Below are 20,113 nucleotides of genomic sequence, written 5' to 3'. Positions count from 1 at the left end.
GCCAAAGCGAGCTATGTGTCACTCATCCCGCCAGATCACCCGCTTCTCCCATCGGATCTGGACCAGGCGCCGATATCGGATCGTGTGCGCCTGTTCTCCGGTTGGATGGAAGAGCTCGGCGTCCATCCACTCGCGGCTGCCACATTTCTGGCACCGAACCTTTTCCCGAACTTCATCGATCGTGACGTTACCGATGACCTCGCGCAGCTCGTTCGGCTTGTAGAAGCGTCTGATATTGCATTTGCCGCAACGGATGCCGGCCACCTGCCCTGCATCATGGGCATGCATCAGGGTCCACGTGGCACCTCTCGGCCACTTCTCGGGTTGTTCCGGCATATGCTGAAATGAGGAACATATTCCTGCCCGGTCAAGAGGTCTCTTGACTCTTTCGTTCTCTTTTCGTTCACTAAGGCCTGATAGTCGCAGGGAGCCAGTCATGGCCTTTGTGATGGATGCCAGGGGCGCCACCCCTAAGGCTATAGAGCCGAAGCGCCAGGCGGCGCTGGAATTGAACGTCGTGCCTTAAGCGGGATCAGTGCCGCTCAACTGAGAAAGTCCCCTAGATGTCTACCCACATCCTTCCGGAGCAGAGAAAGCCGAAGCTGATTGTTGTGGTCGCATTTGATCGCGGCGAGGATGGTGAACTGTTTCCCATGTACGGCCCGGCCGATCAGCAAAGCGAAGAGCGGGCAATCCGAATTGCGAAGACACTTGCTGGCAAGCACGCTGGCGTGATCGCGTGGAGCCGGAACGCCGATCCGGCTCTCGGTGACTACGGTCCCCCAGAGACGCTGTTTGTGAGCGGCGACGTACCTGACATGGAGTGAGCACGCACAATGTGCGGCCGCTCGGGAATCGCTGAATTAGGGCTTCGACACGGCGCTGTCGTCTAGCTCGGTCTCTAGCTGATCACTCACCGGCTTCGGCTCGCTGCCGAGCGGCACGCCGTCGAAGCCCTGCAGCCACGCTTCCGCGTACTCGGCCCAATAGTCCGGCACGACCCGTTCCTTGCCTTCCTTGCGCGCCTGCTGGCCATACATCCAGGCATAGGTGACGCGCTCCTGGTCTTTCTTAGCCACGGCCATCGTCATCCTCCCAGAAATCGCGCAGCATTGCGTGGCGAAGCGTCTCTTCGCCCTTCAAGAACCGCACTCTGCCTGAAAGGCCCGGCTTCAGCCATTCCGCCTTTTGCTTTTTGAGGCCCTTCGGCGGCGGGGCGCCGACCTTGCCCTGCACCCGATCCCATAGCGCCTGCCGCTTGTCTGCCTTGAAGGTGACGAAGGCGCCGCCCATGTAGCGGCCCTTGTCGGCCATCAACACCATCGCCGGCTTGCCGCGCTCGCGCTGCACGCCGATGATCTCCATCACCTTCTCATCGAAGCATTTGATCTTGCGCCAGATCGTCGTCGGGCCGCTGCGATAGACGCTGTCCAGCCGCTTCGAGACGATGCCTTCGTGGTTTGCCTCGCAGGCGAGATGATAGACGGCGTCGCCCGTGCCAGGCAGCGCCTCGCTGAACTGGATGCGCCCGCCGGCTGGAACAAGCGCCTGCAGCACCTCGCGCCTGTCCTTGAGCGGCATGTCACGCAAATCGTGGCCGTTAAGGTGGAGAAGATCGAAGGCGACGAGATAGAGATCTTGCGGCCGGCGCGTGATGGCCGAGCGGAGCGCATGGAAGTCCGACAGGCCCTTCTCATTGAGCACGATCGTCTCGCCCTCGATGATGAAGCTCTCCGCGTTCAGCTTCCCGGCTTCCGCGGCGAGCGGCCGGTATTTTGCCGTCCAGTCAATGCCGCCCTTGGTGTAGAGACGGATGCCGTCGGCATCCTTGATAACCTGCGTCCGGTAGCCGTCGAATTTGATTTCGTGGCTCCACTCGGCGCCCGCAGGCGGATTGTCGAACCGCTCCGGCTCCATCGGCTTGGTGAACTTCAGATGCTCGACGGCGTTACGCATAAACACATCCCAACAACCGCGACTCAAGCCGCGTGCAGCGGTCCGGTTCCGGGCATTTTAGCAAAATTGTATGTGAGAATGGTTATGGTACGGGATTTCACGGTAGGGCCGCCGATCAGAGGCAAGCGAGCCGGTGGCGACGTCGTCGACGAGCGCAGGTACTTCTACACCTGTCCGACATGCGGAAAGCCGGTCGACATGCGCGATCTTCGCCAGGTCATGCTGCACGAAACACCAGGCCATGCCATGCGCCGGACAGCAAAAAGCCCACGCGCCAGGAGACGCGTGGGCTCGCGCATTGCAAAGGACCGTCAGCCGATCGGCCTGAAATCGTGAGATCCCCGGATCCGCCGGGCGCGGATTGTTATGGCGGCGGCTTGCCGGTCAGGTAGGTGTAAACGCTGATCAGCCAGCCAGCGGCGCCCACCACGCCGATGCCGATCCGGATCAGCCAGCGGCCGAGCGTGCCGGCGCCCTGCGCCTGGCTGCGCAAGGTTACAACGTCATCGGTGACCGACTGGATAGCTTCTGTCTTCGCCTTGACCGAGGACACGTCCGCTTCGAGATGCGTGGTGCGCATTACGACTTCGTCGAGCCGCCTGTGAATGCTGGCCCGGCTCTCGTCGGCTCGCTCAAGCCGATCTTCGATCGCCTCAAGCTTCCCCAATAGAATTCCGAGCGTGCGCTCGACGCTGCTTTGCGACATGTCCCCGCCCTATGCACTGCTAGGATTTCAGTTCGGCGCGCCGATCGGCGCTGGCCTTGGTGTGGCGGTCGCATTCGGCCGGTGTATAGAGGCCGACCGCGCAGCCGGGCGCCATCGTCTTGTCAATCTTGTTCTGATCGGCGAGCGTCTTGCCCTGTGCGCCGGCCAGGCTGCTACCGATGGCCAAGCGCAGGGCCGGAACATCGCTGACGCCGGAAGTCCCACACCCCGCCAGCGGCAAGGCAATCATCAAGAGACCGGCCGGCCTCAATGCCTTTGCGAATCGCATCCTGATTTTCCTTTTCGATCCTGGCGCGCAGCTCGTCGGCGCCGCGTTGCTTGATGAGGTGATAGCCGCCGGCAATCGCGCTGCCGGCGATGAGGGCGATGACAGCCCATGCGATCGCGCCGGCCGCAAATCGGCCGACGCCGAGCCGGCCAGCGATGGGCGTGATGATGAAGCTCATAGCAGTCGTCCCGCGGCAAAGCCGATGAGCAGGCCGAGACCGAAAATCGCTGCCAGGGCGGATTTGCGGCTGCACAGGACGTCGAGCGCGAGATCGGCCCAGAAATCCGGATTGTTGCCGCCGCCGCCCATCAGCGTCGCGCCCCGGTCTGGAACGCTTCGATGCTCTTCTTTTCGCCGTGGCTCGCGACGAGGAAGAGCCCGCCGGCGACGCCGGCGATCGCCAGCATCCAGACCCAGCCGGGCACGTCGCCGGCGGCATCCTTGACCGGCTGGATGTAGCCGCTGGCAGCACCCAGATTGCCGATGACGCCGTCGAAGAAGCTGCCGACCAGGGCGAAGATGCCGGTGAAGAAGGCGCCGATCTTGGTCAGCCAGCTTGTCCTTGCTTCCGGCACCTTGTCGCGCACCACATACGGCGGCGCGTTCTCGCGCTCCGGCGCGATGACGCGCGGCTTGGCCTTCTGCAGCGCAAGCAGCAGTTCGTCGTCGATGCCGTCGCCGGACGGCAGACCGTTTTCGGCGCGGAAGGCGCGGATGGCCGTCGCCGTCATCGTGCCGATCTTGCCGTCGATGCCGCCGACCTCGGTAAAGCCGAGATCCTTGAGCTGCTGCTGCACGCGCTCGATCGTGGCCTTGTCGACGGCCGGTGAGGCCGCGACATCGGCAGCCGGCGTCTGGGCAGCGGCAGCCGCCGGCGCATCCTGCGGCCCAAAGGGCGTATCTCGGATGCCCTGCCACTTGGCAAAGGCAGCCGCCATCTTCGTATCGTAGCCGTTCTGCTTGTACCCAGGACCGTTCCACGTCCTGGCGATCACCGGCCAGCGGTGCGCCCGCAGATCGTCGTCGATCTTCCAGGCGACGAGCACGCGCACCGTCGCCTCGAGGTGATTGTCTTCCGACGCCATGAAGGCCGAAACCATGACTTGCGGCGAGGTGTAGCCGGCGTCGCGGTGATTTTCGCCGAGGATCTGGGTCAGGCCCCAAGAGGCAGACATCAGCGCGATCGTCTCGTCGATCGCCATCGCCCTGATCAGCCTCGGATAGCTGTCCTTCGGATAGGGCTTCGCTCCCCATTTCGGATAGGCGAGACCAGCGCTGACAGCGGCATCGCGCTTCGAGCCCTTGCCGAGCAGCCTGTAGAAGACATGCGGCTCGAACAGCATCTTCGGCCGGCCGACCGCGTCGAACCCGGAGCCTGCCGCCTCGACCTGCATGAAGGCGTGCAACTCATCCTCGCCAACGCCGATCTCGGCGCCGATGCGCGGAATGTCGATGTCCTTCAGGCGCACGGCTGCGCCCTTGAACGAAGTGTCCATGGGTGACCTCTTGGGTTGTTGGATTGATGAAGTTGAAGTGCTAACCCTGCCGCGAATTCAAAACCGGGCGAACAAGATGATAGAAAGCGAACGGCAGAGACCCGCGACTTCCATCGAGCCCGTCGTTAACGCTCTTTGGATTGGAAACGCCCTTGACGACATAAATGCCGCCTGTCTGCGCTCCTTTGCGCTTGCCGGCCACCGCGTGCGGCTTCACTGCTATGGTGCCCCGCGGAACGTGCCGCCGGAAGTTGAGACATTCGACGCTTCAGCGTTGATGCCGAAGGAGCGGGTCGTCTACTACAAATCGAATGGTAGCCCCGCCCTATTCTCGAATTTCTACAGGCTAAAGATATTGGAAGCCGGCTTGGGGGTTTACATCGACTGCGATGTGTTCTGCCTGAAGCCGATCCCGCAGCGCGACTACATATTTGGATACCAAAGCGATGTTGAAATAAACAACGCCGTGCTGAAATTGCCCGCGAATAGCGATGTGCTGCGTGAAGCGCTGACGATGACCAACGATCCCTTCTACATCGCCCCGTGGCTTAGTAAGAAGAAGCAGCGTCAGCACCGTTTACGCAAAGCGATTGGTCTGCCTATCCATATCTCTCACTATCAGTGGGGTAAGCTTGGCCCCGAGGCGATCACATATTTCCTTGGCAAGGCCGGTCTCAACCATCACGCCGCGACGATCGATGTCTTCTACCCAGTCCACTATGGCCAAGTCTCGTTGTTGCTTGACCCTGAACTATCCCTGTCCGATGTCGTTACGCCTCGCACACTCTGTGTTCATCTGTTCGACCGAATGCTGAGGAGAAGGCTGGATGGCGGCGCGATCCCTGAAGGCTCTCCACTTGGCGAGATGATGGGTCTTTGCGGCTACCCAATGAAATGATGCGCTACCGCTGAGCGGGCGCGCGGCGGCGACCGCATCTGGCTTAGCCTCGGTCAATCTGCTATCCCGAACGCGAATCTAGGGAGTTCTTGGGCAGATGGCTGCGCGCCGCGTTTTCGAAGATGGCGACCGTGTCAAGCAGGTCGTTGCCGAGGTTAACCCTCTGCGTTACGTGACGCAGTACGGAACCGTTCAGTGGTACGATGGCCCAAAAATCCGGGTGCTTTGGGATGATGGGGTGTTGTTCGAAGGGGATGACTCGGCAGTGGAGACGTTGGACACCCCTCTGCCCCACCCCGAGCCGATTGCGTACTTGAACCCGGACAGGTCACGATGGGGCAAACGCAACGTTAACCAATGGGCCACCAAGCCGTTCGACTAGGTCGTGCCCTGGCTATCTCAGAGAAACCGCTAGCAAAGTGCCCTGAAAGCCCGAGCCGCCAGACCACGCTATCGAAACTGCCCTGCCGGTCTGAGCCGCGAGGCCCGTCGCGTCTGCTGACGAGAATGTGAAAGTGTTGACGACGGCGCCGTTCTCTTTGTTTGCGCCGCTCCACGTCTGCGTCGGCAAGTTGCCTCTGTTGACCGATCCGGCAAAGATCGCGCCGCCGTTCTTGACGTTGATGGTACAGCTGAGATTGGTGGTGCTGCTGCTTTCAACGTATTGGGTGTCCACAGCGGTAAGCGACGAAAGCCCCGTCAATCTCCAAACCGAAAGCTGCGCACACTGCATGCTGCCGTCAAACGTCACCACGGTAGTTGCCGTGGTGCCAGTCGGGATTGAGATTATGTAGAACCCTTGGCACCCACGCTGAGTGGTTCCGCTGGTGGTGGCCAATGTCGTTGGCGTGCTCCCCCCAACGGTAATGCTCGTGATGTTCCTAGAAACGGCTGATACGGTGCCGCTCACCTGGACCAGTATATATCGATTGGTCGCAGCCGCGCCGATTGCGTGGTTTGAAAAAGTATATGTCGTGGCGGCACTGGAATCGGTTGCATTCGTCACGTAGCTGGCCGCCAAGGGCGCGTTAGACGCCAGTTTCGGCGCAATGCCTGGCAAGATGCCATGTTTTAGGTCCGGAACTTTGATGTCCGGAGCATGACGGATAATCGCCGGCTTTGGCGGAAGCCAAAACTCTGCCGGAGGCGGCAACGTGATCATGCCAGAAGGCCCCGCAGATCTTCCTTGGTCAGACCGTATTCGCCGAGGAGCCGATCGAGCTTCTGCTCTGGTGATGGTTCTGGCGGAGCCGGCGGAACCGCTTCGATTGCGAACATCTGCCGTACAATGCCATCAACGTCAGCATAGGTTGGGTCGCCGACAATCTGCATGCCCTCCGGCACCTCGAACGGCAGGGCTATCTTGGCGCCGACAGCCTCAACCTCTTCGAGCGACCAGATGCCTTGGTCGTAAATCTCCTGAAGACGATCGCCATCGATCTGCACCTCTATCGGGTAAGGATCGCATTGCGTCTCGACTTGGCGACCATCGCCATAGACGGCGGTATAGGTCGAGACCATCTTCTGCACGGTGCGGTAGCCGTGCCACTCCTGCCAAACGTCGTCGATCTTGCAAACGATGATAGACATGTGCGGGGTGCTCCCTTAGGTGCGGATGACGCCGGTGATGACGATCCGGCTTGACGTGTCGACAAAGCCGATGATGAAGACCGTTTCAGTCGTGGCGATGCTGATCGGGAAGCTCTCTACGCCCGCGGCAAGAACGTAGTTTGTCCCTTTGTCCAGAGTCCTGGTCGAGGTCGTGGCGGTGATCTTCCAGACGAAGCCGAAAAGCGGATTGGCATTCGTCGGATTGCCCATGGTGCGGTTGCCGGCGAGCGCGACAGAACCGTTGTTGCCAAGTGACATATCCCACGTGATCGTCGCCGCATCGGTCAATGCCTGGTACGCAACGGTGCTCTTGAGCGCGGCGGCGCTTAGGAGCTTTGACGCGGTGCCAAGCTGGAACTCGCTGTTGCTGGCGATGGCCCCTGACGCGAGCATGGCATAGGTCAGGATGCCAGCCGGAACCATGCCCGCCGTTAACTGCCCGAAGCCGAGCGCTGACGACACGCGCCGCAGCAGGGTATCGTCCGCGCCGGCCGCGATGTCCGCGCGCGGGCCCGACGAGTTGGCCGAGCGGCCGAGCACTGACAGCGCGGCGCTATCGACGAGTCGAGACAGCGCAAGCGCATTGGCCGGGATATCAAACGTGCCGGTAAACGTGGCATTGGCTTTCGGTGCCAAATCCGACACAAGAGCGCCGCCATCTTTGATCAATTTACCGGTGGTGCCGTTGAACACCGCAATACGATCGGCAACCGAAACGCCTGGGCCACTGACATCGCCCGTTCCGGTCCCATCGGCGCCTTTGTCGCCCGTGCGCCAGAATGTGACAACGATGCCCAAACCGTTCGCTAGGGCGCCGGCCGACGCCACGGGCGTTACCGGCACCTTCCGATAGCCAGTACCGTCAACAACCACTCCAGTGACGATGTATTCCTGATAGATCGTGGGATCAGCAGCAGACGAGAGGCGAAGCCGGCCGCGGTTAGCCGTCGTCGTCGAGTCGTCAAAGCTGTCGAGAAACGCGGTGATGGTCGCCCCAGTTGCATCCAGGTTGTCGACAAACAGCTGTGTCACCGACGCGAATGTCGTGTTGTTGGCTTGCACTATGCCATTGCCGGGGTCGGCATCGGTCGTTGTGGTCGAGAACGCCATCCGATAGCCGACCGGATCACCCTTGTCGCCGGTCCGGGTGAACATCCAAGAGAACGTCTGCCCGTTCGCCCAGACCCCCCAGGTCGCGATCGGCGTCAAAGACAGCTTGCGGTAGCCGGTGCCGTTGCCCACGGTCCCGGTGACATAGAAGGCGCCGCCAACACCAACGGTCGTCGTGCACTGCAGGATCAGAACACCCTTCACAACCGATGTTGCGTCGTCGAACGAATCCAGCCAGGCACTGCTGTCGCTGCCACCGGCATTCAGGTTGTCGACATACGCCTTCGTGGCAGAGGCCAGAGTTGCATTGTCGAACCGGAAGACGCCGCTGCCAGGATCGGCATCAGCCGTGGTCGTGGAATAGGTGAAAATCGGCGCGGCCGCTGGCCCAGTGTTGCCGACATCACCGGTGCGCACGAACTCGATGCGAACCAAGTCGTTGTCGACGAGCGCGCCGGAGCTTGCGAGATGGACCACGGTAACCGTATCCCACGTCCCATTGTCCGTCAGCGATCCGGTGATGTTGAAGATGGCGAAGACCGAAGGGTCGAGCTCCTTGATCAGGCGCAACGTGCCCTTGATGGTTGAGCCCGAACCGAACCAGGCGGCGATGTAGGCAGCGACGCCCTGCGACTGGTCCGTCGTCTCGCTCAGGTACAGCGCGGTCGCCGAGCTGAGCGTCGGGTTGTTGAAGCGCAGTTTGCCCGAGCCGGGATCCGCGGCGGTTGTCGTCGTGCTGTATCGGAAGCGATAGCCGGACGCGCCGGGCGCAGACTGCCCCGGCGGACCGTCGGCGCCCTTGAGCGCAAATGGACCCTGCCAAGCGGTGCCGGTCCAACGATAGAAAGCGAGATCGAAACCGATCTCCAGGTAGAGAAAGATGAAATCCTTGTCGCTCACACCGAGGGTGAGCGCGTTACGCTCGGCAATCGTGCCAACAGCGCTTGGATGGATGCCGGCCAGCGCCAGCTGCCGCAGAACTTGGCTCAGCTTGTCATAGACGTCGACGATATTCGCTGCGACGCTGTTCTCGCGCTGGATCGCATAGATTTGTGCTGCGCCACTGGCGCCCGGCCACACATAGGCAAGAACCAATGTGGAGTCGTCCGTGACCGACGCGATAGGGACCGACAGGCCGTTGCAAGAGAACAAGCCGCCGGCAATGCCAGAAACGGCCCAGGCGGTGCCGGTGCCGGAAACATTGGCATCGCCGTTGGTCACGGAGACCGTGCCGTCCGAATAGATCAAAGTCATGGAAGTCCCCTAGAAGCTCTGAAGGGAGGCAAAAGGCTCGGATTGTGAGGCGGGGCGCGCAGGCGCGCTGAGGACGGTCAGTCTTCGATGGTATTGCGGAAAACCCAGTAGCGCCAGTTCAGGGTCCGAGATGGGTTGTTGCCCCAGGTACTCTTGTCCAGGTAGAACTCGAACTGAGTGGTCGAGGTTACGATCTGATATACAGGTTCGTGCCAAGCTCTATTGCTCTGGTCAGAAGCGGCTGTGCCGAGCAATACGGTTTGATCAGTTGACCCATCGCTTCTCTGTCCTGCCACCATTACGATTGGAGGCTTCGGGAATGCTGTCGGGAACACTACGATAGCGCGGCGATAGATATCGCTCATGTAGCCGGAATAGTCGGCAACTGTGACCATGCCCTTCATGGCCAGACGCATTGCGCCGAACAACGGCGAGAACTGCATCTTGCTCAAAGGAGCGGTGTCGACATCGTAGCCCTCCTTGGCAATAGCGATGCCGTTCTTGTCAATCCGAACCCTGGTCATGTCAGGTCTGGCTTCCGCATCAAGATCAAATATGCACCCTGCGGAGAACGTCTGCTGGTGTCAGGCTTCACGAATTTCACCCTGACTAATACGGAGCTTATGACTCTGGTTCTCGCGTAGAATGAGTTGATGGCGAAGCCGCCTCCGCTGTTCCCCGGCCCGGTAGCCTTCTGGCACGGGAATGAGATGAGACCGTCGGAGTCAACGATCCAGTGCATCACAATAGGATCGGCCGTCACGTCTGGCACGGTAACGTCGACACTCTGCTCCAGATACCCGGTGCTCGTGTTGCCGGCGAAGGGACAGGCCACGAACCCAGCGAAGTACGGCTGGGAATAAAGCGCCGCCTCGTGCAGTAGGAACTGTGTCGTACCGGCCGCGTCCACGTCGACACCCGGCACGGAGATACGCACTTTCTCAACGCCCGGCTTGAACTGAATGATTCCGCGCCTGGTCGTCATGTCAGCTACCGTCTCTTGCGTCTATGCCGAAGGCGGTCCAGAACAGGTCGAAGCGCGGGTAGACTGTGAAGTAACTGAAGATGGCGCTCACATAAATACCATCCATGGCCACCTTGATAAGCTGATCTGCCCCGGCTTCCTCGCAAAACTGAATATTGGTGCGCCAGGTGTAGCTATCGTCTGCTGTTGACCACTGAAACAGGCAGAGCGGACAGAAGCCATAGTTCCAGGTGCGAACCTTCACCATGCCGCCCGTATCCTTGACGTTGAGCCAAGTGTACGAGCCCACTTCGAGAACGGACAGTGTTCCGATGTCCTGGCTGTCGAAGATGACCTTGTTCGGAGGGACCGTTTCATCGGTCGCATCGTATCCATCCATCACAAACCGCAGCCGTTTCGAACTGCCGGATGTCTTGAGGTAGCCCTTGTTTGCGCCAACCATTACGGGTCAAACCACTCGATTTTTCCGTCCGCGAGGGTGATCTGGAAAAGGTTGTCGGGGGACTTCAGGAGACCAGCGATCACCGTTCCGATGTTGGCGACCAGCAGCTTTAACTGACCGCTCTCAAACGTCAGCGGCGTTCCGCTGTTGGTGCCGTCGGTCACCACGAACTTGTTTGCCTTGACGACGAAATTGGAGAACGGCGCCGCGGGATTTCCGCCGGTGAAGCCGGCTTCCATGACCCAGCCCGCATCGACCCAGGCGGAACCTGTCGTAGCTCGCACCTGAGCTACCATGCGCGAGACAACGTCACCGCTCCCGGCCTGAGCGACGATCTGGAACAGGCCGTCCGCCGAGATCAGCCCAACCGACGCTTGAACGGCCGTGATCGCGCTCGCCTGCGCGGTCAACACGCCGTTGATTTCCGTGATGCTGGTGTCCAGTTCGGTCAAGGCCGACGCGGTCGCGTTCTGGAAGCGCACGGCAACGGATTGATCCAAGACCTGGCGGCCGGCCGCTTCGGCATTGGCAGCTGCGAGCTGCGCCAGTTTGGCCCGGAACTCCTGTAGCCCGGCCGACAAGCTGGCCAGATAGTTGATCATGTCCTGCTGCTGCTGAGCGAGACCGACCGAGACGTCGGAAGTCTCCGCAAGCGTGTTGATCGCGTTCCAGTTGGTGAAGAATGTCGTGCGCGGCGGCGAGGTGATGATGCGGTGGCGATAGAGGAACTGCTTGTTCGGCAGGATACCCTCATTCACTGTCAGCACCTGGACAGGCACCTCAGCGCGCTTCACGATGCTGTCGACATAACCGTTGTGAACGCCGTCCTGGGTGCCGGTCGTGGCGATCACATCCCCGCCGGGCGTCAGTGATGCAGTGAACTGCGCTGGCGAAAGAACATCCTTCACATAGAGCGGGCTGTTGGCCGTAAGCCCGGTCGGCAGGTTCCCGCTAGTATCGAGGTAGAAGATGTCGCCGGCGGAGAGGCTGTGGCTCGGCCAGGTGATCACGCATGGATCGGCGATCGACACGGTCACAGCCACCGCGTGCGGCCGATACTCGACATCCACGGCCGTGACAGTCACATCGTCGAACGCGTCCCATGAGAAGCGGAGCGCCGACTTTTGCGTCGTCGAGTTGGCGACCTGCAACAGTACGGCGACAGCACGAAAGTTGGCCGCGGTCACCGCATAATCTGGAGGCCCTGGCAACACGGGGTCGCCCGGAATCGTGACATAGGCGGTGCTGTCGAAGATGCCTTCGCCGACTTCCTGCAGTGTGAGGTAGATGTTGCGCGCCGCCTTGTCACCGAACGGCCCGAGCCGCTTCTCGACGATCTGGAAGGTGCGGTCGCCAAATTCCGAGGAATCCCATTCGACCCACCGTCCGGGTTTCGCCTCGGCCAGGAATTTCGGGTGGATGCATATCTCGCCGTTGCCCTGGTAGCGGCTGGCCTTGAAGGCAATATCGGCGAGGCGATCGGCGACCACCGACCGATTCACGGCGCCGTAAGGAACCGACACCGCAAGCCGCTCGCCCTCCTCCGCAAGCGCGACGGCGTCGATGCGCACCGCGAACGGCGTTTGCTCATAGAACTTCGACGGATCGAGATAGGTGCCGGCAAGCGTGTTGATGAGTTCTGACTTGGTGCGCTTGACCGAGAAACGGAACGGCTCGTCGACCATGATGTCGTCGTCGGTGAAGGTCATCACCGTCGACTGCGCAGCCCCGACGATCGGATACTCACCGGTCGCATCGTCGACCCAGGTCGCCGCGCAAGCTTCCAGCAGCGGCTGGATGTTCTGGTCGTGGGTGACACCGGATCCGGCCGCCGCGATGACGCCGGCTGTATAACGCGGCGCCAGCGGATCGCCGAGCGTCTCGTCGCAGATGTTGGCGGCCATCGTCCATTCGGCGATGGGCAAGCGGGACGCGGGGGCGCCCTTGCCGACCATCATCTCAGCGCCGTTGAAAAAACCGCGCTCAAGCCCATAGGCCATAAGCATCGGGTTTTCGCTGAATTCCCACGTGGTGTGATCATTCCAACGATGCGAGCCGCTGCCGCCGATCGAGCTATCCTTGCGCCAGTCATAGAGCGGCGCGCCCTTGACCTCGAAGAAGGCATTCCAGGGTGATGTCAGATGCTCGCGGTTGAGGTAGTTCGTGACAACCGCATAGGCAATGCCAGCGCCGCGATGGTTGATAGTCCAGCGTCCCATCGGATTGGCCTTGTCAATCAGGCCGGGATCGGCCGCCTGGTCCATAGTGCCCTTGTAGATCTTCACCCAGACGTCGGAGTCGATGTCGAGGATCTTGCGGCCCTTGGTGGCGTCCGCGACCGGGTCGAGATTGTGCCAAGCGCCCTTGTAGCGGACCCGCGTAACGTCGGTGATCTGGAAGTGCGACAGGATGTAGACGTCCTGCACCTTGCGATTGCCGGAGCCATAGGCGTTCCGGTACACGAGATGCCCGGCTGTCCCAACCATCCCCAGGGCGACGCTCCGCGCCAGATCCTCGCCATAGGTCGTGTCGAGCTGAGAGGCCTGCGCCTGCGCCTTCTGCTGGTTGCCGAGAACCGCGCCGAGCGCGTATTTGGCGGCAAGCCCGAGACCGAAACGCGCAAGGCCGGACAGGATCGCCGAGCCGCCAAACCAGCTTGCGACACCGCTGATGGCCGAAGTCACCGCCGCGAAGATCGGGACAAGGAACGACATCGGTTAGCCGACCTTGAACGCAGTCTTGATTGCGGTTTGCGGTAACAGGATCCGGCCCGACTCGGTGCGGACCAGGAAGCCGCGGTCGCAGAGAAAGCCGCAGCAAAGCTGCCCGCCACTCTCGACCACGCCGACATCGCCGCGCATCGCTAGCAGCCGGCCCACTTCCGGCAGGCCGAAGAAGGTGCCGAGCACATCCTCGACGGTTTCGCAGCCTTCCTTACGCATCAGGCGGGCGGCGCCGGCTTCGCTCCTGTAGCGACCTCGCCAGGGCTTCATGATATCGATGCCCGTGACGGCCTCGATGCCGGCGGCGGCCGTCATCAGACAGTCGGACTGACCCCATATGCCGGCCTCGACGCCGATCGACGACACGAGGCGCGCAAGACGGCGGTCCCAATCGGGAACCCGGACGAGTTGAAGCATGATGCGGCTCAATCGAACTTGATGTCGAAAACTTCGTGCTTCACGGTGCTGGCGTATTGGAAGAAGTCGTCGCCCGGTGAGACGAGCTGCTGGTCTTCGTGGCTGGCGGTACGATAGCCGTCACGGTGATTGGCGATGGCGCCGGAGCGCACATTGGCGATCAGCTTCTTCTCGCCGTTCTCGCGCGAATGGTCGATCGTGTCGATGAAGCCGTAAGGCCCCGGCTCGGCATGCAGGAATGAGCGATCGTCGGGATCGAAGTAGAAATCGAAACCGGTGATCGGGGCGTCCTTGTAGCCTTCCTGCTCGATCAGCAACAGCTTGTCCGGCGCGAGGCCGGAGTCGCGCTTGGCGACGAGTTCGACTGTGAAGGTGGAAGCCGCCGTGCCGAGGCCATAGACCGGCTCGGAAACGGTGATCAGCGTGTTCGGCCAATAGACCAGGCCGTCGACAATGATATCGCCCTTGCCGTTCCAGAAGCCATATGTGCCGGTCGTGCAGGCGATCTTGATGCCCGAGCGGATCACCGCCCGGCCTTCGCTCAACACTTCCTGCAGGCGCGTCGGAAAGCTCATTTCGGGATTTCCACCAGCGTGAAGGTCGCGACCGGCTTCGGCTCGTCCGGAATGGAAAACGAGCCGGGCAGCAATCGCATGTTGGCGATAGGGTTCTTGAAGGTGATGACGGCGCCGGCCGCAATATAGCTCGGCACGGCAGGCTCGACCGTGATCGTGATGGCGTTGCCGGCGGCGACGCCGCCCGACTGGATGCGGAACAACGAGTTGTAATCGCCGACTGTCGCAGAAATCAGATCGCCGGCACCAAGCGTCAGACCGTTGTCGACGCTGTTGATGGCAAGCTGGTTGCCGGTGATCGAAACCAGGTTGCCGGCATTGGCGAGCGCGGCGTTGCCGGCATCGCCCCAATAGGCGCGCGGCAAACACATGTGCTTCGGCGTGTAGAGCACGGTCTTCAGTCCGCCGCGGCAGGCATCCTTGAAGGCCTCGACAAGCAGGCGTTCGGAAGCCTTCAGCGGCTTGGTGCGCATCTGGATCGACCAATAGGCGTCGGCATATTCGACGAACGCCATGGCCTTGGTGCCCGAGCGCGACACGGACACGGATTCCACCAACTGCGGATAGGCAGGCTGGAAGCCGACGGCGGGAAGAGCGATCGCCATCAGGACACGCTCATTCCAAGCGTCTTGGCCTGGCGCAGAGCCTTCAGCGTGCGCGGCAGGAATTCCTTGTCGAGGAACTTGCGGAGCTGGTTGATGGTCGCGTCCGGATCCGCGCCCGAGCCACCATTGACCTGCGGCGCAAACACAAGACTGACGGGCGAAGCGCCAGCGCTGACGCCGGCGTTCTGGACAGAGGGAACTGACGGCAGGATGGTGCCAGACCTGTTCGGCACGAAGAGTTCCGGTCGCTTCTCGCCGACGATGTAGGGCCTGCCGGCCTGCACTGGACCGCCCGAAGCCCGGAAAAGATCGTCCAACCAGGACAGGCCCCCGCCGCCGCTGCTGCCACCGCTCAAAAGACCGAACAGGCTTCCGAGGATGCCATTGCCGCCGGCAGCGCTATTGGCCTGCAGGATGGCGTCGATCAGATCGTTCTCGATCTTGTCGATGATCTTGTCGAGCGCGTTGATGGCGATATCGCCGACATCTTTCCAGTCCAGCTTGCCGTCCTCGAGGGCGCTGCGCAGGTCGCTGAAGGCGCCCTGAAGCAGGTCACGCTGCAGCGCTTGCTGTTCGCGCGCCTGCCGCAACTGCTCTGCCTGCTTGGCGTAAGCGTCCGCCACCTCGTTGATGGCGGCCACCTGCTGCGGAGACAGGTGGATCGAATCGAGATCGGTCTGTCCCTTGCGGATCGCCTCCTCGCGGAGCTGCTTCAGGGCTTGCTGTTCGAGGTCGAGCGCGACCTTGCGGCGCTGCTGTTCCTCGAAGGAGAGGCCGAGCATCGACCCTTCCTGCTCGAGCGCGGCGGTGCGGTCCTTTATCGACTGGATATCCTCGTTGATCCGGTCGTCGGCCGTCAGCTTCTGCTGCCGGCTGGCGCGCCGGGCAGCAGCCGCCGCCGCCTTGTCCTGCGCGGCGAGGACATCTTCGCGGTTCGGAGCGCTGTCCGGGGTCGGGGCAGTGTCAGGCAAGTTGAAGCGAGGATCGTAACCGCCGGTCTTGCCCGTCGGCGATCGGCCATTCGGAGAACCGGCGCCGCCGAACACCTTGTCTACCTCGCCCGCGAGCGAAGCCATGGTTGGAATTAACGCCGCCGCTCGCCCGGCCAGGCTTTCCAGCATAACGATGAAGCTGTCACCGTTGATCTTGGCGTCGGCAAACGTCGCCTTCGACGCGTCGATGACATCGTTGAAGTCCTGCTGTGTGACAGAGCCGTTCTCGACCTGTTTTCTCAGTTCTTCGAACTTGTCGCGCAGCTCCTGCGCGGCGGCGTTCTGGCCGAGCGTGTTGAGCTTGTCCTGAAGGTCGGCGATCTCCGCAGTAGCATCGGCGAAACCCTGCACAAGCGGCTGACCTGACGTTTCTCGGGCCGCGATGAGAGCGTTCAGCTTGTCCTGCTGATCTGCAAGCCTGGCCTGCTCATCGGCATAGGCCTTGAGCGCCGGCAGTGCCGCGCCCCATTGCGATGCAACCTTCTGGATGAGATCGGCTTCACGCTTCAGCGTCTCTTCCGATTTCTCGCCACCGGTTGCCAGCGAAGCAAAATACTGGATGGCGGCGCCACCAAGCGTGATAAGCGCGATGGTGGCGAGCCCGACGGGATTGACCAAGGAGGCGAAGGCTCCCCCGATAGCGGAGACAGCGCCCTTGGCGCCGGCTTCGCCAAGGGCCTGCTGGATTTGGGTTCCCTGCTGGATGGCTACCAGGAATGGCGACTGCCCGCCGGCGAGCTGAACGCCGATGTCGTTGAGCTGCGCCGCCAGGTTGCCGGTTTGGACTTTCGTGTTCTGGATCGACTTCGACAGCTTGTCGAAGCCGGGAGTGCCACGAGAGCCGACGCGTGCGAGCGCGTTCTCCGCTCGCGTGCCCGAGGCCTCGATGTCGGCGAAGTTCTGGTTTGCCGCTGCGCGAGACTTGGCAATAGCCTTGTCGAGCGCGTCGAACTTCGCTTCGAAGATGGCAAGCAGCCGTTCGGCTTCGATCGCCATTAGAACCTCACATCCAGGCTAGTGCAATCCTCTCGCCCTGGCATAGGCGAGCTCGAATTCATCCACGGTCGGCGGTGCCGGCGGCGTGTCTTCCGACGCGTGCGCCGCGTTCCATGCCTTGACGATTGCGGTCCACTGGCCGAGCGACAGCGCGCCGGCGTCCGGAATACCCATCAGGGCGGCGTTGCCGTAGATGGCGCCGAAGTCGAGCCGTTTGACTTCGGCGCCTTCTGTTCCCCCGGCGCATCATCCTCCAGCGACGGCGCGTGAACGCGCTCCATCGCGGCCCGCAGGATGACCTCGCCAAGCGCCACGCTTTCGACAAGCGGACGCTCGTCGACATAGCGCTTGACCAGCAGCCGCGCCTCGACCGGCTTCATGCCGCCGCCCATGAGGCCAAGCCGGATCGTCTCGGAATAATGCTTCAGCCGGGCGAAAGGCACCTGCGCGTTCATGGCCGCGTAGAGCAGGAACACCGACATATCGACGGTCGCTTCCAACTCCTCGATCTCGGCAAGCCCCAGGCGGAAGGTGTGCGAACCTCCCGCCCATTCCAGATCGATTGCACCGTGCCGGGTCATCAGGGGTTCGGCGTCCAGGTGACCGGGCCGTCCGACACCAACGTCTGGGTCGTGGTGGCGGTGTCCTTGTTGCCGTCGGCGGTCACTTCGAAATCGGTCAGCTTGAATGCGCCCTGCCAGTAGCCGGCCGGCGTGACGTTGAAGCGGATATTCTTGGCGTCGTCGCTGTTGTACCAGGCCCACCATTTGCCGAGCGATGCGGCATAGAGCATGCCGGCACCGGAGATCGTCGCTTGCAAGCCGTCCTTGGTGACCGACTTCCACGCCGGATCCTCCGGATTGTTGCAATCAGGCATGACCGTTTCGTTGGTTTCCGACGTGAACTTGACGCCGCGCTTGGTGTTGATCAGGCAGTCATGGTCGAAGTTTTCGGGCGTAGCGCCGTCGCCGATCTGGACGAGCAGCTTCGACCCCGTAACGCGAGGCACAGGTGCCATGGTGGTCTCTCCTTGGTTGCGCCCATCCGGGCCGGGTTAGGCCGGGTCTATCAAGGCCCGGAAGGAAACGACGGCATGCTCAGTCAGGCCGTCCGGATCGCGGAAAAACCGCGTCGTCTGATGCGCGATCGACACAAGCGTGAAGCCGGCGACCTCTGTGATGCCGAGCACGGCCGTCACGACTTGCGCGGCGATCGTCTTGACCTCGATCTTTGATCCGCTCTCCGGACGCGACCAGCAGTGGACGTCCGAAAAGACCTCCCAGGCGGCCTGGCAGGTGTTGGTGTCGTCGATCACCTGCTCGTCACCGATGGTGATGCGCGGAAACGGATTTTCTTCCGGCACCTGGTCAAAGACGTTGGCGCCCGCATCTGTCGCTCCATTCAAAGCGGCGAACTGTGCTTTCTGGAACTCGGCGCCGATCATTTGCTGAAGGCCTTCTTTGCGCCATTGCGGATCGAACGCGACAGGCGCGACTTGGCCCGCTGCCGGGACAGGCGATAGGCGGGGAAGAAGAAAGGACGCGCCGATGCGCCGGGATGGTGCACCTCCTCGACGGCGGTCCCATTGAAGCCGAGCACGCCGCCTGGCTGCTTCGGCTTGATGGTGTGAGCCGCGGTGCCGAACTCGACGAGTGAGGCATACCAGGCTTTCGCGTCGCCGGCATGCACGGTCACGGCCAGGCCGGCTTCGCCCTTGGCGGCACGCGCATTGCCGCCCGAGGTTTCGACGCCGCGAACATTCGCGTTTTCCGGCGTGAAGGCGCCAAAGCTGTAGCTGATGCTGTTCTTCAGGGCGCCGCTGTCGACGGGCGCAAAGCGCTTTGCGAGATCGACCATCTCTTCGGCCGACGTTTCGAGCGCCGCGCGCACTTCGTTGCGCAAGGCTTGCGGCAGCGCGGCGATTTGCGCCAGAAACTTATCCTTGCCCTTGATCTTCACGGCGCAACGCCCTTTTGGCACAGGAAATCGATGAACTGCCGGTCGAGGCCCGGCGTGATGTCGCGGATGTTGAAGACATCGCCGGTGCGCTTGTCGCGGATCCGCCAGTCGGTCGTCACGCCGCGTGTGTGAGACGATGACCGCACGCGGATCACCTGCGGGTGCTGACCTTGGAGGCGAGCCGCCTGAACGCTCTCTCCGCCGCGCAGATGCACATAGGCGGCGCGGCAGGAGAACTGTTCGGTAAAGGCCGTCGTGGTGCCGCCGGCGCCGTCGGATGCCGCGCCCTTCTTGTCGAAGGCGACGTTATAGAGGAGTTCACCGGCCGTCGGCTTGCGCATCGCTCACTTCCTCGAAGGGTGCGTCCTTGCGCGGCTTGCGGCCGGCGACTGCCTTGCCGGCGTCGATCGCCTTGTCGGCGCATTCACGGGTGACGTTCAGCACCATGCCGGCCTTGTAGGCCGTGGTGCTCCGGCAGCCGTGCGCAGCCGGAGAGAAGTCGAAGTCGGCGATGAAGCGGACCCACATCAGAGACCAACCTTCTTGAAGGGCCAGATCAGGGCCTCGTAGCCGAGCGGCAGGAAATTCGAGACCGCGTCGACGGTGACTGCCTCGCGGTTCTGATAGAGGTGAGCAACGTGCAGCAGGATCGCCGCCTTCAGCGCCGCCGGCACGCCTTCCGGGGAGCTGCCGGCGACATAGGACACGGACACCGCATCCGGCCGGCAATAGACCTGCGGCCAGGTCGATCCGGGCGCGATCGCAACATACGGCCCAACGCTATCGACAAGCATACGATATGTCGGGCCGGGAAGTGTCTGCTCGGCGTTGGCGCTGTCCCAATATTCGACGACCAGGCCTTCACTCTGCGCGCGCCCCTTGACCAGTCGCAGGCATTTGAAGCTGTCGAAGTCCTGCCGCCAGGTCTGGGTGACAAGCGCTATGTCAAGCATCTTTTCCATGTGTGCCGTGGCCGCATCGAGGAACGCTTCCAGAAGCACGTCGTCATCGTCGAAATCGACGCGGCAATGCAGCTTCACGTCGTCGAGCGAGACGGGCGTGTCTTCCGGATCCTCGATGCGGACAGGTGCGAGCATGA

31 protein-coding genes are annotated in these 20,113 nt (G+C 61.9%); 4 read left to right on the top strand and 27 right to left on the bottom strand.

Features of this window, described 5'->3' with window-relative positions:
* Positions 1 to 18 precede the first annotated feature (18 nt).
* Positions 19 to 288: a hypothetical protein gene (locus DPM35_RS32430; RefSeq protein WP_181592021.1), complete on the bottom strand. Its 270-nt coding sequence runs from the start codon at positions 286 to 288 to the stop codon at positions 19 to 21.
* Between the two features lie 275 nt (positions 289 to 563).
* Here DPM35_RS32430 and DPM35_RS13980 point away from each other — a divergent pair, with 275 nt between their 5' ends.
* Positions 564 to 827: a hypothetical protein gene (locus DPM35_RS13980; protein ID WP_112127882.1), complete on the top strand. Its 264-nt coding sequence runs from the start codon at positions 564 to 566 to the stop codon at positions 825 to 827.
* Positions 828 to 863: 36 nt separating this feature from the next.
* Here DPM35_RS13980 and DPM35_RS13975 read toward each other — a convergent pair whose 3' ends face one another.
* Both DPM35_RS13975 and DPM35_RS13970 read right to left on the bottom strand, forming a co-directional pair.
* Positions 864 to 1,085 (bottom strand): hypothetical protein, encoded by a 222-nt coding sequence (locus DPM35_RS13975; RefSeq protein ID WP_112127881.1) that lies wholly within the window; start codon positions 1,083 to 1,085, stop codon positions 864 to 866.
* Positions 1,072 to 1,956 carry an ATP-dependent DNA ligase gene (locus DPM35_RS13970; RefSeq protein WP_112127880.1) on the bottom strand — a complete coding sequence of 295 codons (885 nt, stop codon included), beginning with the start codon at positions 1,954 to 1,956 and terminating at the stop codon, positions 1,072 to 1,074. The genes DPM35_RS13975 and DPM35_RS13970 overlap by 14 nt, the downstream gene beginning before the upstream one ends.
* Here DPM35_RS13970 and DPM35_RS13965 point away from each other — a divergent pair.
* Positions 1,936 to 2,292 carry a hypothetical protein gene (locus tag DPM35_RS13965; protein ID WP_146767952.1) on the top strand — a complete coding sequence of 119 codons (357 nt, stop codon included), beginning with the start codon at positions 1,936 to 1,938 and terminating at the stop codon, positions 2,290 to 2,292. The genes DPM35_RS13970 and DPM35_RS13965 overlap by 21 nt on opposite strands.
* A gap of 28 nt (positions 2,293 to 2,320) precedes the next feature.
* On the opposite strand, the gene DPM35_RS13960 is transcribed toward DPM35_RS13965, so the two are convergent.
* The 5 genes from DPM35_RS13960 to DPM35_RS32425 are packed head-to-tail and all read right to left on the bottom strand — an operon-like array spanning position 2,321 to position 4,447.
* Complete coding sequence (locus tag DPM35_RS13960; protein WP_112127878.1) at positions 2,321 to 2,662, bottom strand: DUF1515 family protein; 342 nt, start codon at positions 2,660 to 2,662, stop codon at positions 2,321 to 2,323.
* A gap of 19 nt (positions 2,663 to 2,681) precedes the next feature.
* Positions 2,682 to 2,849: a hypothetical protein gene (locus tag DPM35_RS32840; protein ID WP_245431536.1), complete on the bottom strand. Its 168-nt coding sequence runs from the start codon at positions 2,847 to 2,849 to the stop codon at positions 2,682 to 2,684.
* A complete protein-coding gene (locus DPM35_RS13950; RefSeq protein WP_146767951.1) occupies positions 2,836 to 3,129 on the bottom strand; it encodes a hypothetical protein in 294 nt (97 codons plus the stop codon). Before DPM35_RS13950 ends, DPM35_RS32840 begins: the two co-directional genes overlap by 14 nt.
* Positions 3,126 to 3,260, bottom strand: a complete 135-nt coding sequence (locus DPM35_RS33110; protein ID WP_281004602.1) for a hypothetical protein — start codon at positions 3,258 to 3,260, stop codon at positions 3,126 to 3,128. The genes DPM35_RS13950 and DPM35_RS33110 overlap by 4 nt, the downstream gene beginning before the upstream one ends.
* A complete protein-coding gene (locus tag DPM35_RS32425) occupies positions 3,260 to 4,447 on the bottom strand; it encodes an N-acetylmuramidase domain-containing protein (RefSeq protein WP_181592020.1) in 1,188 nt (395 codons plus the stop codon). Before DPM35_RS32425 ends, DPM35_RS33110 begins: the two co-directional genes overlap by 1 nt.
* On the opposite strand from DPM35_RS32425, the gene DPM35_RS13940 reads away from it, so the two are divergent.
* Both DPM35_RS13940 and DPM35_RS13935 read left to right on the top strand, forming a co-directional pair.
* Positions 4,446 to 5,345 carry a glycosyltransferase family 32 protein gene (locus DPM35_RS13940; RefSeq protein WP_181592019.1) on the top strand — a complete coding sequence of 300 codons (900 nt, stop codon included), beginning with the start codon at positions 4,446 to 4,448 and terminating at the stop codon, positions 5,343 to 5,345. The genes DPM35_RS32425 and DPM35_RS13940 overlap by 2 nt on opposite strands.
* 97 nt (positions 5,346 to 5,442) lie before the next feature.
* Positions 5,443 to 5,727, top strand: a complete 285-nt coding sequence (locus DPM35_RS13935) for a hypothetical protein (RefSeq protein WP_112127877.1) — start codon at positions 5,443 to 5,445, stop codon at positions 5,725 to 5,727.
* 12 nt (positions 5,728 to 5,739) lie between these two features.
* Here the strand turns inward: DPM35_RS13935 and DPM35_RS13930 are convergent, their stop codons facing one another.
* From DPM35_RS13930 to DPM35_RS13850, 19 genes are all read right to left on the bottom strand, one after another.
* Positions 5,740 to 6,507 (bottom strand): hypothetical protein, encoded by a 768-nt coding sequence (locus DPM35_RS13930; RefSeq protein WP_112127876.1) that lies wholly within the window; start codon positions 6,505 to 6,507, stop codon positions 5,740 to 5,742.
* Positions 6,504 to 6,935, bottom strand: coding sequence for a hypothetical protein (locus tag DPM35_RS13925; protein WP_112127875.1), 432 nt, complete (start codon positions 6,933 to 6,935; stop codon positions 6,504 to 6,506). The genes DPM35_RS13930 and DPM35_RS13925 overlap by 4 nt, the downstream gene beginning before the upstream one ends.
* 15 nt (positions 6,936 to 6,950) lie before the next feature.
* Positions 6,951 to 9,320 (bottom strand): hypothetical protein, encoded by a 2,370-nt coding sequence (locus tag DPM35_RS13920; protein WP_112127874.1) that lies wholly within the window; start codon positions 9,318 to 9,320, stop codon positions 6,951 to 6,953.
* A gap of 77 nt (positions 9,321 to 9,397) precedes the next feature.
* Positions 9,398 to 9,844: a hypothetical protein gene (locus DPM35_RS13915; protein ID WP_112127873.1), complete on the bottom strand. Its 447-nt coding sequence runs from the start codon at positions 9,842 to 9,844 to the stop codon at positions 9,398 to 9,400.
* Positions 9,841 to 10,305 (bottom strand): hypothetical protein, encoded by a 465-nt coding sequence (locus tag DPM35_RS13910; protein ID WP_112127872.1) that lies wholly within the window; start codon positions 10,303 to 10,305, stop codon positions 9,841 to 9,843. The genes DPM35_RS13915 and DPM35_RS13910 overlap by 4 nt, the downstream gene beginning before the upstream one ends.
* A 1-nt stretch (position 10,306) precedes the next feature.
* Positions 10,307 to 10,747, bottom strand: a complete 441-nt coding sequence (locus DPM35_RS13905) for a hypothetical protein (protein WP_112127871.1) — start codon at positions 10,745 to 10,747, stop codon at positions 10,307 to 10,309.
* Positions 10,747 to 13,461 carry a phage tail protein gene (locus DPM35_RS13900; RefSeq protein WP_112127870.1) on the bottom strand — a complete coding sequence of 905 codons (2,715 nt, stop codon included), beginning with the start codon at positions 13,459 to 13,461 and terminating at the stop codon, positions 10,747 to 10,749. Before DPM35_RS13900 ends, DPM35_RS13905 begins: the two co-directional genes overlap by 1 nt.
* 3 nt (positions 13,462 to 13,464) lie before the next feature.
* On the bottom strand, positions 13,465 to 13,887 hold the full coding sequence (locus DPM35_RS13895; RefSeq protein WP_146767950.1) for a DUF6950 family protein: 423 nt from the start codon (positions 13,885 to 13,887) through the stop codon (positions 13,465 to 13,467).
* A gap of 8 nt (positions 13,888 to 13,895) precedes the next feature.
* Entirely contained in the window at positions 13,896 to 14,462 is a 567-nt protein-coding gene (locus DPM35_RS13890) for a DUF2163 domain-containing protein (protein WP_112127868.1), read from the bottom strand.
* Positions 14,459 to 15,067, bottom strand: a complete 609-nt coding sequence (locus tag DPM35_RS13885) for a hypothetical protein (RefSeq protein WP_112127867.1) — start codon at positions 15,065 to 15,067, stop codon at positions 14,459 to 14,461. The genes DPM35_RS13890 and DPM35_RS13885 overlap by 4 nt, the downstream gene beginning before the upstream one ends.
* On the bottom strand, positions 15,067 to 17,055 hold the full coding sequence (locus DPM35_RS13880) for a phage tail length tape measure family protein (protein ID WP_112127866.1): 1,989 nt from the start codon (positions 17,053 to 17,055) through the stop codon (positions 15,067 to 15,069). The genes DPM35_RS13885 and DPM35_RS13880 overlap by 1 nt, the downstream gene beginning before the upstream one ends.
* 18 nt (positions 17,056 to 17,073) lie before the next feature.
* On the bottom strand, positions 17,074 to 17,229 hold the full coding sequence (locus tag DPM35_RS32420; protein WP_181592018.1) for a hypothetical protein: 156 nt from the start codon (positions 17,227 to 17,229) through the stop codon (positions 17,074 to 17,076).
* Positions 17,229 to 17,636 carry a gene transfer agent family protein gene (locus tag DPM35_RS13875; protein WP_181592017.1) on the bottom strand — a complete coding sequence of 136 codons (408 nt, stop codon included), beginning with the start codon at positions 17,634 to 17,636 and terminating at the stop codon, positions 17,229 to 17,231. The genes DPM35_RS32420 and DPM35_RS13875 overlap by 1 nt, the downstream gene beginning before the upstream one ends.
* Positions 17,636 to 18,073: a phage tail tube protein gene (locus DPM35_RS32415; protein ID WP_181592016.1), complete on the bottom strand. Its 438-nt coding sequence runs from the start codon at positions 18,071 to 18,073 to the stop codon at positions 17,636 to 17,638. Before DPM35_RS32415 ends, DPM35_RS13875 begins: the two co-directional genes overlap by 1 nt.
* A gap of 36 nt (positions 18,074 to 18,109) precedes the next feature.
* Positions 18,110 to 18,499 carry a DUF3168 domain-containing protein gene (locus DPM35_RS13870; RefSeq protein WP_112127864.1) on the bottom strand — a complete coding sequence of 130 codons (390 nt, stop codon included), beginning with the start codon at positions 18,497 to 18,499 and terminating at the stop codon, positions 18,110 to 18,112.
* On the bottom strand, positions 18,496 to 19,014 hold the full coding sequence (locus DPM35_RS13865; protein ID WP_112127863.1) for an HK97-gp10 family putative phage morphogenesis protein: 519 nt from the start codon (positions 19,012 to 19,014) through the stop codon (positions 18,496 to 18,498). The genes DPM35_RS13870 and DPM35_RS13865 overlap by 4 nt, the downstream gene beginning before the upstream one ends.
* Complete coding sequence (locus DPM35_RS13860) at positions 19,011 to 19,355, bottom strand: phage head closure protein (protein WP_112127862.1); 345 nt, start codon at positions 19,353 to 19,355, stop codon at positions 19,011 to 19,013. The genes DPM35_RS13865 and DPM35_RS13860 overlap by 4 nt, the downstream gene beginning before the upstream one ends.
* Positions 19,333 to 19,542, bottom strand: a complete 210-nt coding sequence (locus tag DPM35_RS13855) for a hypothetical protein (protein WP_112127861.1) — start codon at positions 19,540 to 19,542, stop codon at positions 19,333 to 19,335. Before DPM35_RS13855 ends, DPM35_RS13860 begins: the two co-directional genes overlap by 23 nt.
* On the bottom strand, positions 19,542 to 20,111 hold the full coding sequence (locus DPM35_RS13850; protein WP_112127860.1) for a head-tail connector protein: 570 nt from the start codon (positions 20,109 to 20,111) through the stop codon (positions 19,542 to 19,544). The genes DPM35_RS13855 and DPM35_RS13850 overlap by 1 nt, the downstream gene beginning before the upstream one ends.
* Positions 20,112 to 20,113 lie beyond the last annotated feature (2 nt).

The organism is Mesorhizobium atlanticum, assembly GCF_003289965.1.
Classification (GTDB): domain Bacteria; phylum Pseudomonadota; class Alphaproteobacteria; order Rhizobiales; family Rhizobiaceae; genus Mesorhizobium; species Mesorhizobium atlanticum.
The sequence above is the reverse complement of the archived record's forward strand: the minus strand, read 5'-3'. Positions and strand labels throughout refer to the sequence as shown.

Excerpts from the sequence above, each read along its gene's own strand:
- DPM35_RS13870 (WP_112127864.1), bottom strand. The coding sequence starts at position 18,499 with ATGATCGGCGCCGAGTTCCAGAAAGCACAGTTCGCCGCTTTGAATGGA.
- DPM35_RS13880 (WP_112127866.1), bottom strand. The coding sequence starts at position 17,055 with ATGGCGATCGAAGCCGAACGGCTGCTTGCCATCTTCGAAGCGAAGTTC.
- DPM35_RS13940 (WP_181592019.1), top strand. The coding sequence starts at position 4,446 with ATGGGTGACCTCTTGGGTTGTTGGATTGATGAAGTTGAAGTGCTAACC.
- DPM35_RS32420 (WP_181592018.1), bottom strand. The coding sequence starts at position 17,229 with ATGGGTATTCCGGACGCCGGCGCGCTGTCGCTCGGCCAGTGGACCGCA.
- DPM35_RS13925 (WP_112127875.1), bottom strand. The coding sequence starts at position 6,935 with ATGTCTATCATCGTTTGCAAGATCGACGACGTTTGGCAGGAGTGGCAC.
- DPM35_RS13900 (WP_112127870.1), bottom strand. The coding sequence starts at position 13,461 with ATGTCGTTCCTTGTCCCGATCTTCGCGGCGGTGACTTCGGCCATCAGC.
- DPM35_RS13965 (WP_146767952.1), top strand. The coding sequence starts at position 1,936 with ATGCTCGACGGCGTTACGCATAAACACATCCCAACAACCGCGACTCAA.
- DPM35_RS13855 (WP_112127861.1), bottom strand. The coding sequence starts at position 19,542 with ATGTGGGTCCGCTTCATCGCCGACTTCGACTTCTCTCCGGCTGCGCAC.
- DPM35_RS13850 (WP_112127860.1), bottom strand. The coding sequence starts at position 20,111 with ATGCTCGCACCTGTCCGCATCGAGGATCCGGAAGACACGCCCGTCTCG.
- DPM35_RS13970 (WP_112127880.1), bottom strand. The coding sequence starts at position 1,956 with ATGCGTAACGCCGTCGAGCATCTGAAGTTCACCAAGCCGATGGAGCCG.
- DPM35_RS13890 (WP_112127868.1), bottom strand. The coding sequence starts at position 14,462 with ATGAGCTTTCCGACGCGCCTGCAGGAAGTGTTGAGCGAAGGCCGGGCG.
- DPM35_RS13930 (WP_112127876.1), bottom strand. The coding sequence starts at position 6,507 with ATGATCACGTTGCCGCCTCCGGCAGAGTTTTGGCTTCCGCCAAAGCCG.
- DPM35_RS13885 (WP_112127867.1), bottom strand. The coding sequence starts at position 15,067 with ATGGCGATCGCTCTTCCCGCCGTCGGCTTCCAGCCTGCCTATCCGCAG.
- DPM35_RS13960 (WP_112127878.1), bottom strand. The coding sequence starts at position 2,662 with ATGTCGCAAAGCAGCGTCGAGCGCACGCTCGGAATTCTATTGGGGAAG.
- DPM35_RS13950 (WP_146767951.1), bottom strand. The coding sequence starts at position 3,129 with ATGAGCTTCATCATCACGCCCATCGCTGGCCGGCTCGGCGTCGGCCGA.
- DPM35_RS13905 (WP_112127871.1), bottom strand. The coding sequence starts at position 10,747 with ATGGTTGGCGCAAACAAGGGCTACCTCAAGACATCCGGCAGTTCGAAA.
- DPM35_RS32430 (WP_181592021.1), bottom strand. The coding sequence starts at position 288 with ATGCATGCCCATGATGCAGGGCAGGTGGCCGGCATCCGTTGCGGCAAA.
- DPM35_RS13920 (WP_112127874.1), bottom strand. The coding sequence starts at position 9,320 with ATGACTTTGATCTATTCGGACGGCACGGTCTCCGTGACCAACGGCGAT.
- DPM35_RS13915 (WP_112127873.1), bottom strand. The coding sequence starts at position 9,844 with ATGACCAGGGTTCGGATTGACAAGAACGGCATCGCTATTGCCAAGGAG.
- DPM35_RS13935 (WP_112127877.1), top strand. The coding sequence starts at position 5,443 with ATGGCTGCGCGCCGCGTTTTCGAAGATGGCGACCGTGTCAAGCAGGTC.
- DPM35_RS13895 (WP_146767950.1), bottom strand. The coding sequence starts at position 13,887 with ATGCTTCAACTCGTCCGGGTTCCCGATTGGGACCGCCGTCTTGCGCGC.
- DPM35_RS13980 (WP_112127882.1), top strand. The coding sequence starts at position 564 with ATGTCTACCCACATCCTTCCGGAGCAGAGAAAGCCGAAGCTGATTGTT.
- DPM35_RS13910 (WP_112127872.1), bottom strand. The coding sequence starts at position 10,305 with ATGACGACCAGGCGCGGAATCATTCAGTTCAAGCCGGGCGTTGAGAAA.
- DPM35_RS13875 (WP_181592017.1), bottom strand. The coding sequence starts at position 17,636 with ATGACCCGGCACGGTGCAATCGATCTGGAATGGGCGGGAGGTTCGCAC.
- DPM35_RS13860 (WP_112127862.1), bottom strand. The coding sequence starts at position 19,355 with ATGCGCAAGCCGACGGCCGGTGAACTCCTCTATAACGTCGCCTTCGAC.
- DPM35_RS13975 (WP_112127881.1), bottom strand. The coding sequence starts at position 1,085 with ATGGCCGTGGCTAAGAAAGACCAGGAGCGCGTCACCTATGCCTGGATG.
- DPM35_RS32425 (WP_181592020.1), bottom strand. The coding sequence starts at position 4,447 with ATGGACACTTCGTTCAAGGGCGCAGCCGTGCGCCTGAAGGACATCGAC.
- DPM35_RS33110 (WP_281004602.1), bottom strand. The coding sequence starts at position 3,260 with ATGGGCGGCGGCGGCAACAATCCGGATTTCTGGGCCGATCTCGCGCTC.
- DPM35_RS32415 (WP_181592016.1), bottom strand. The coding sequence starts at position 18,073 with ATGGCACCTGTGCCTCGCGTTACGGGGTCGAAGCTGCTCGTCCAGATC.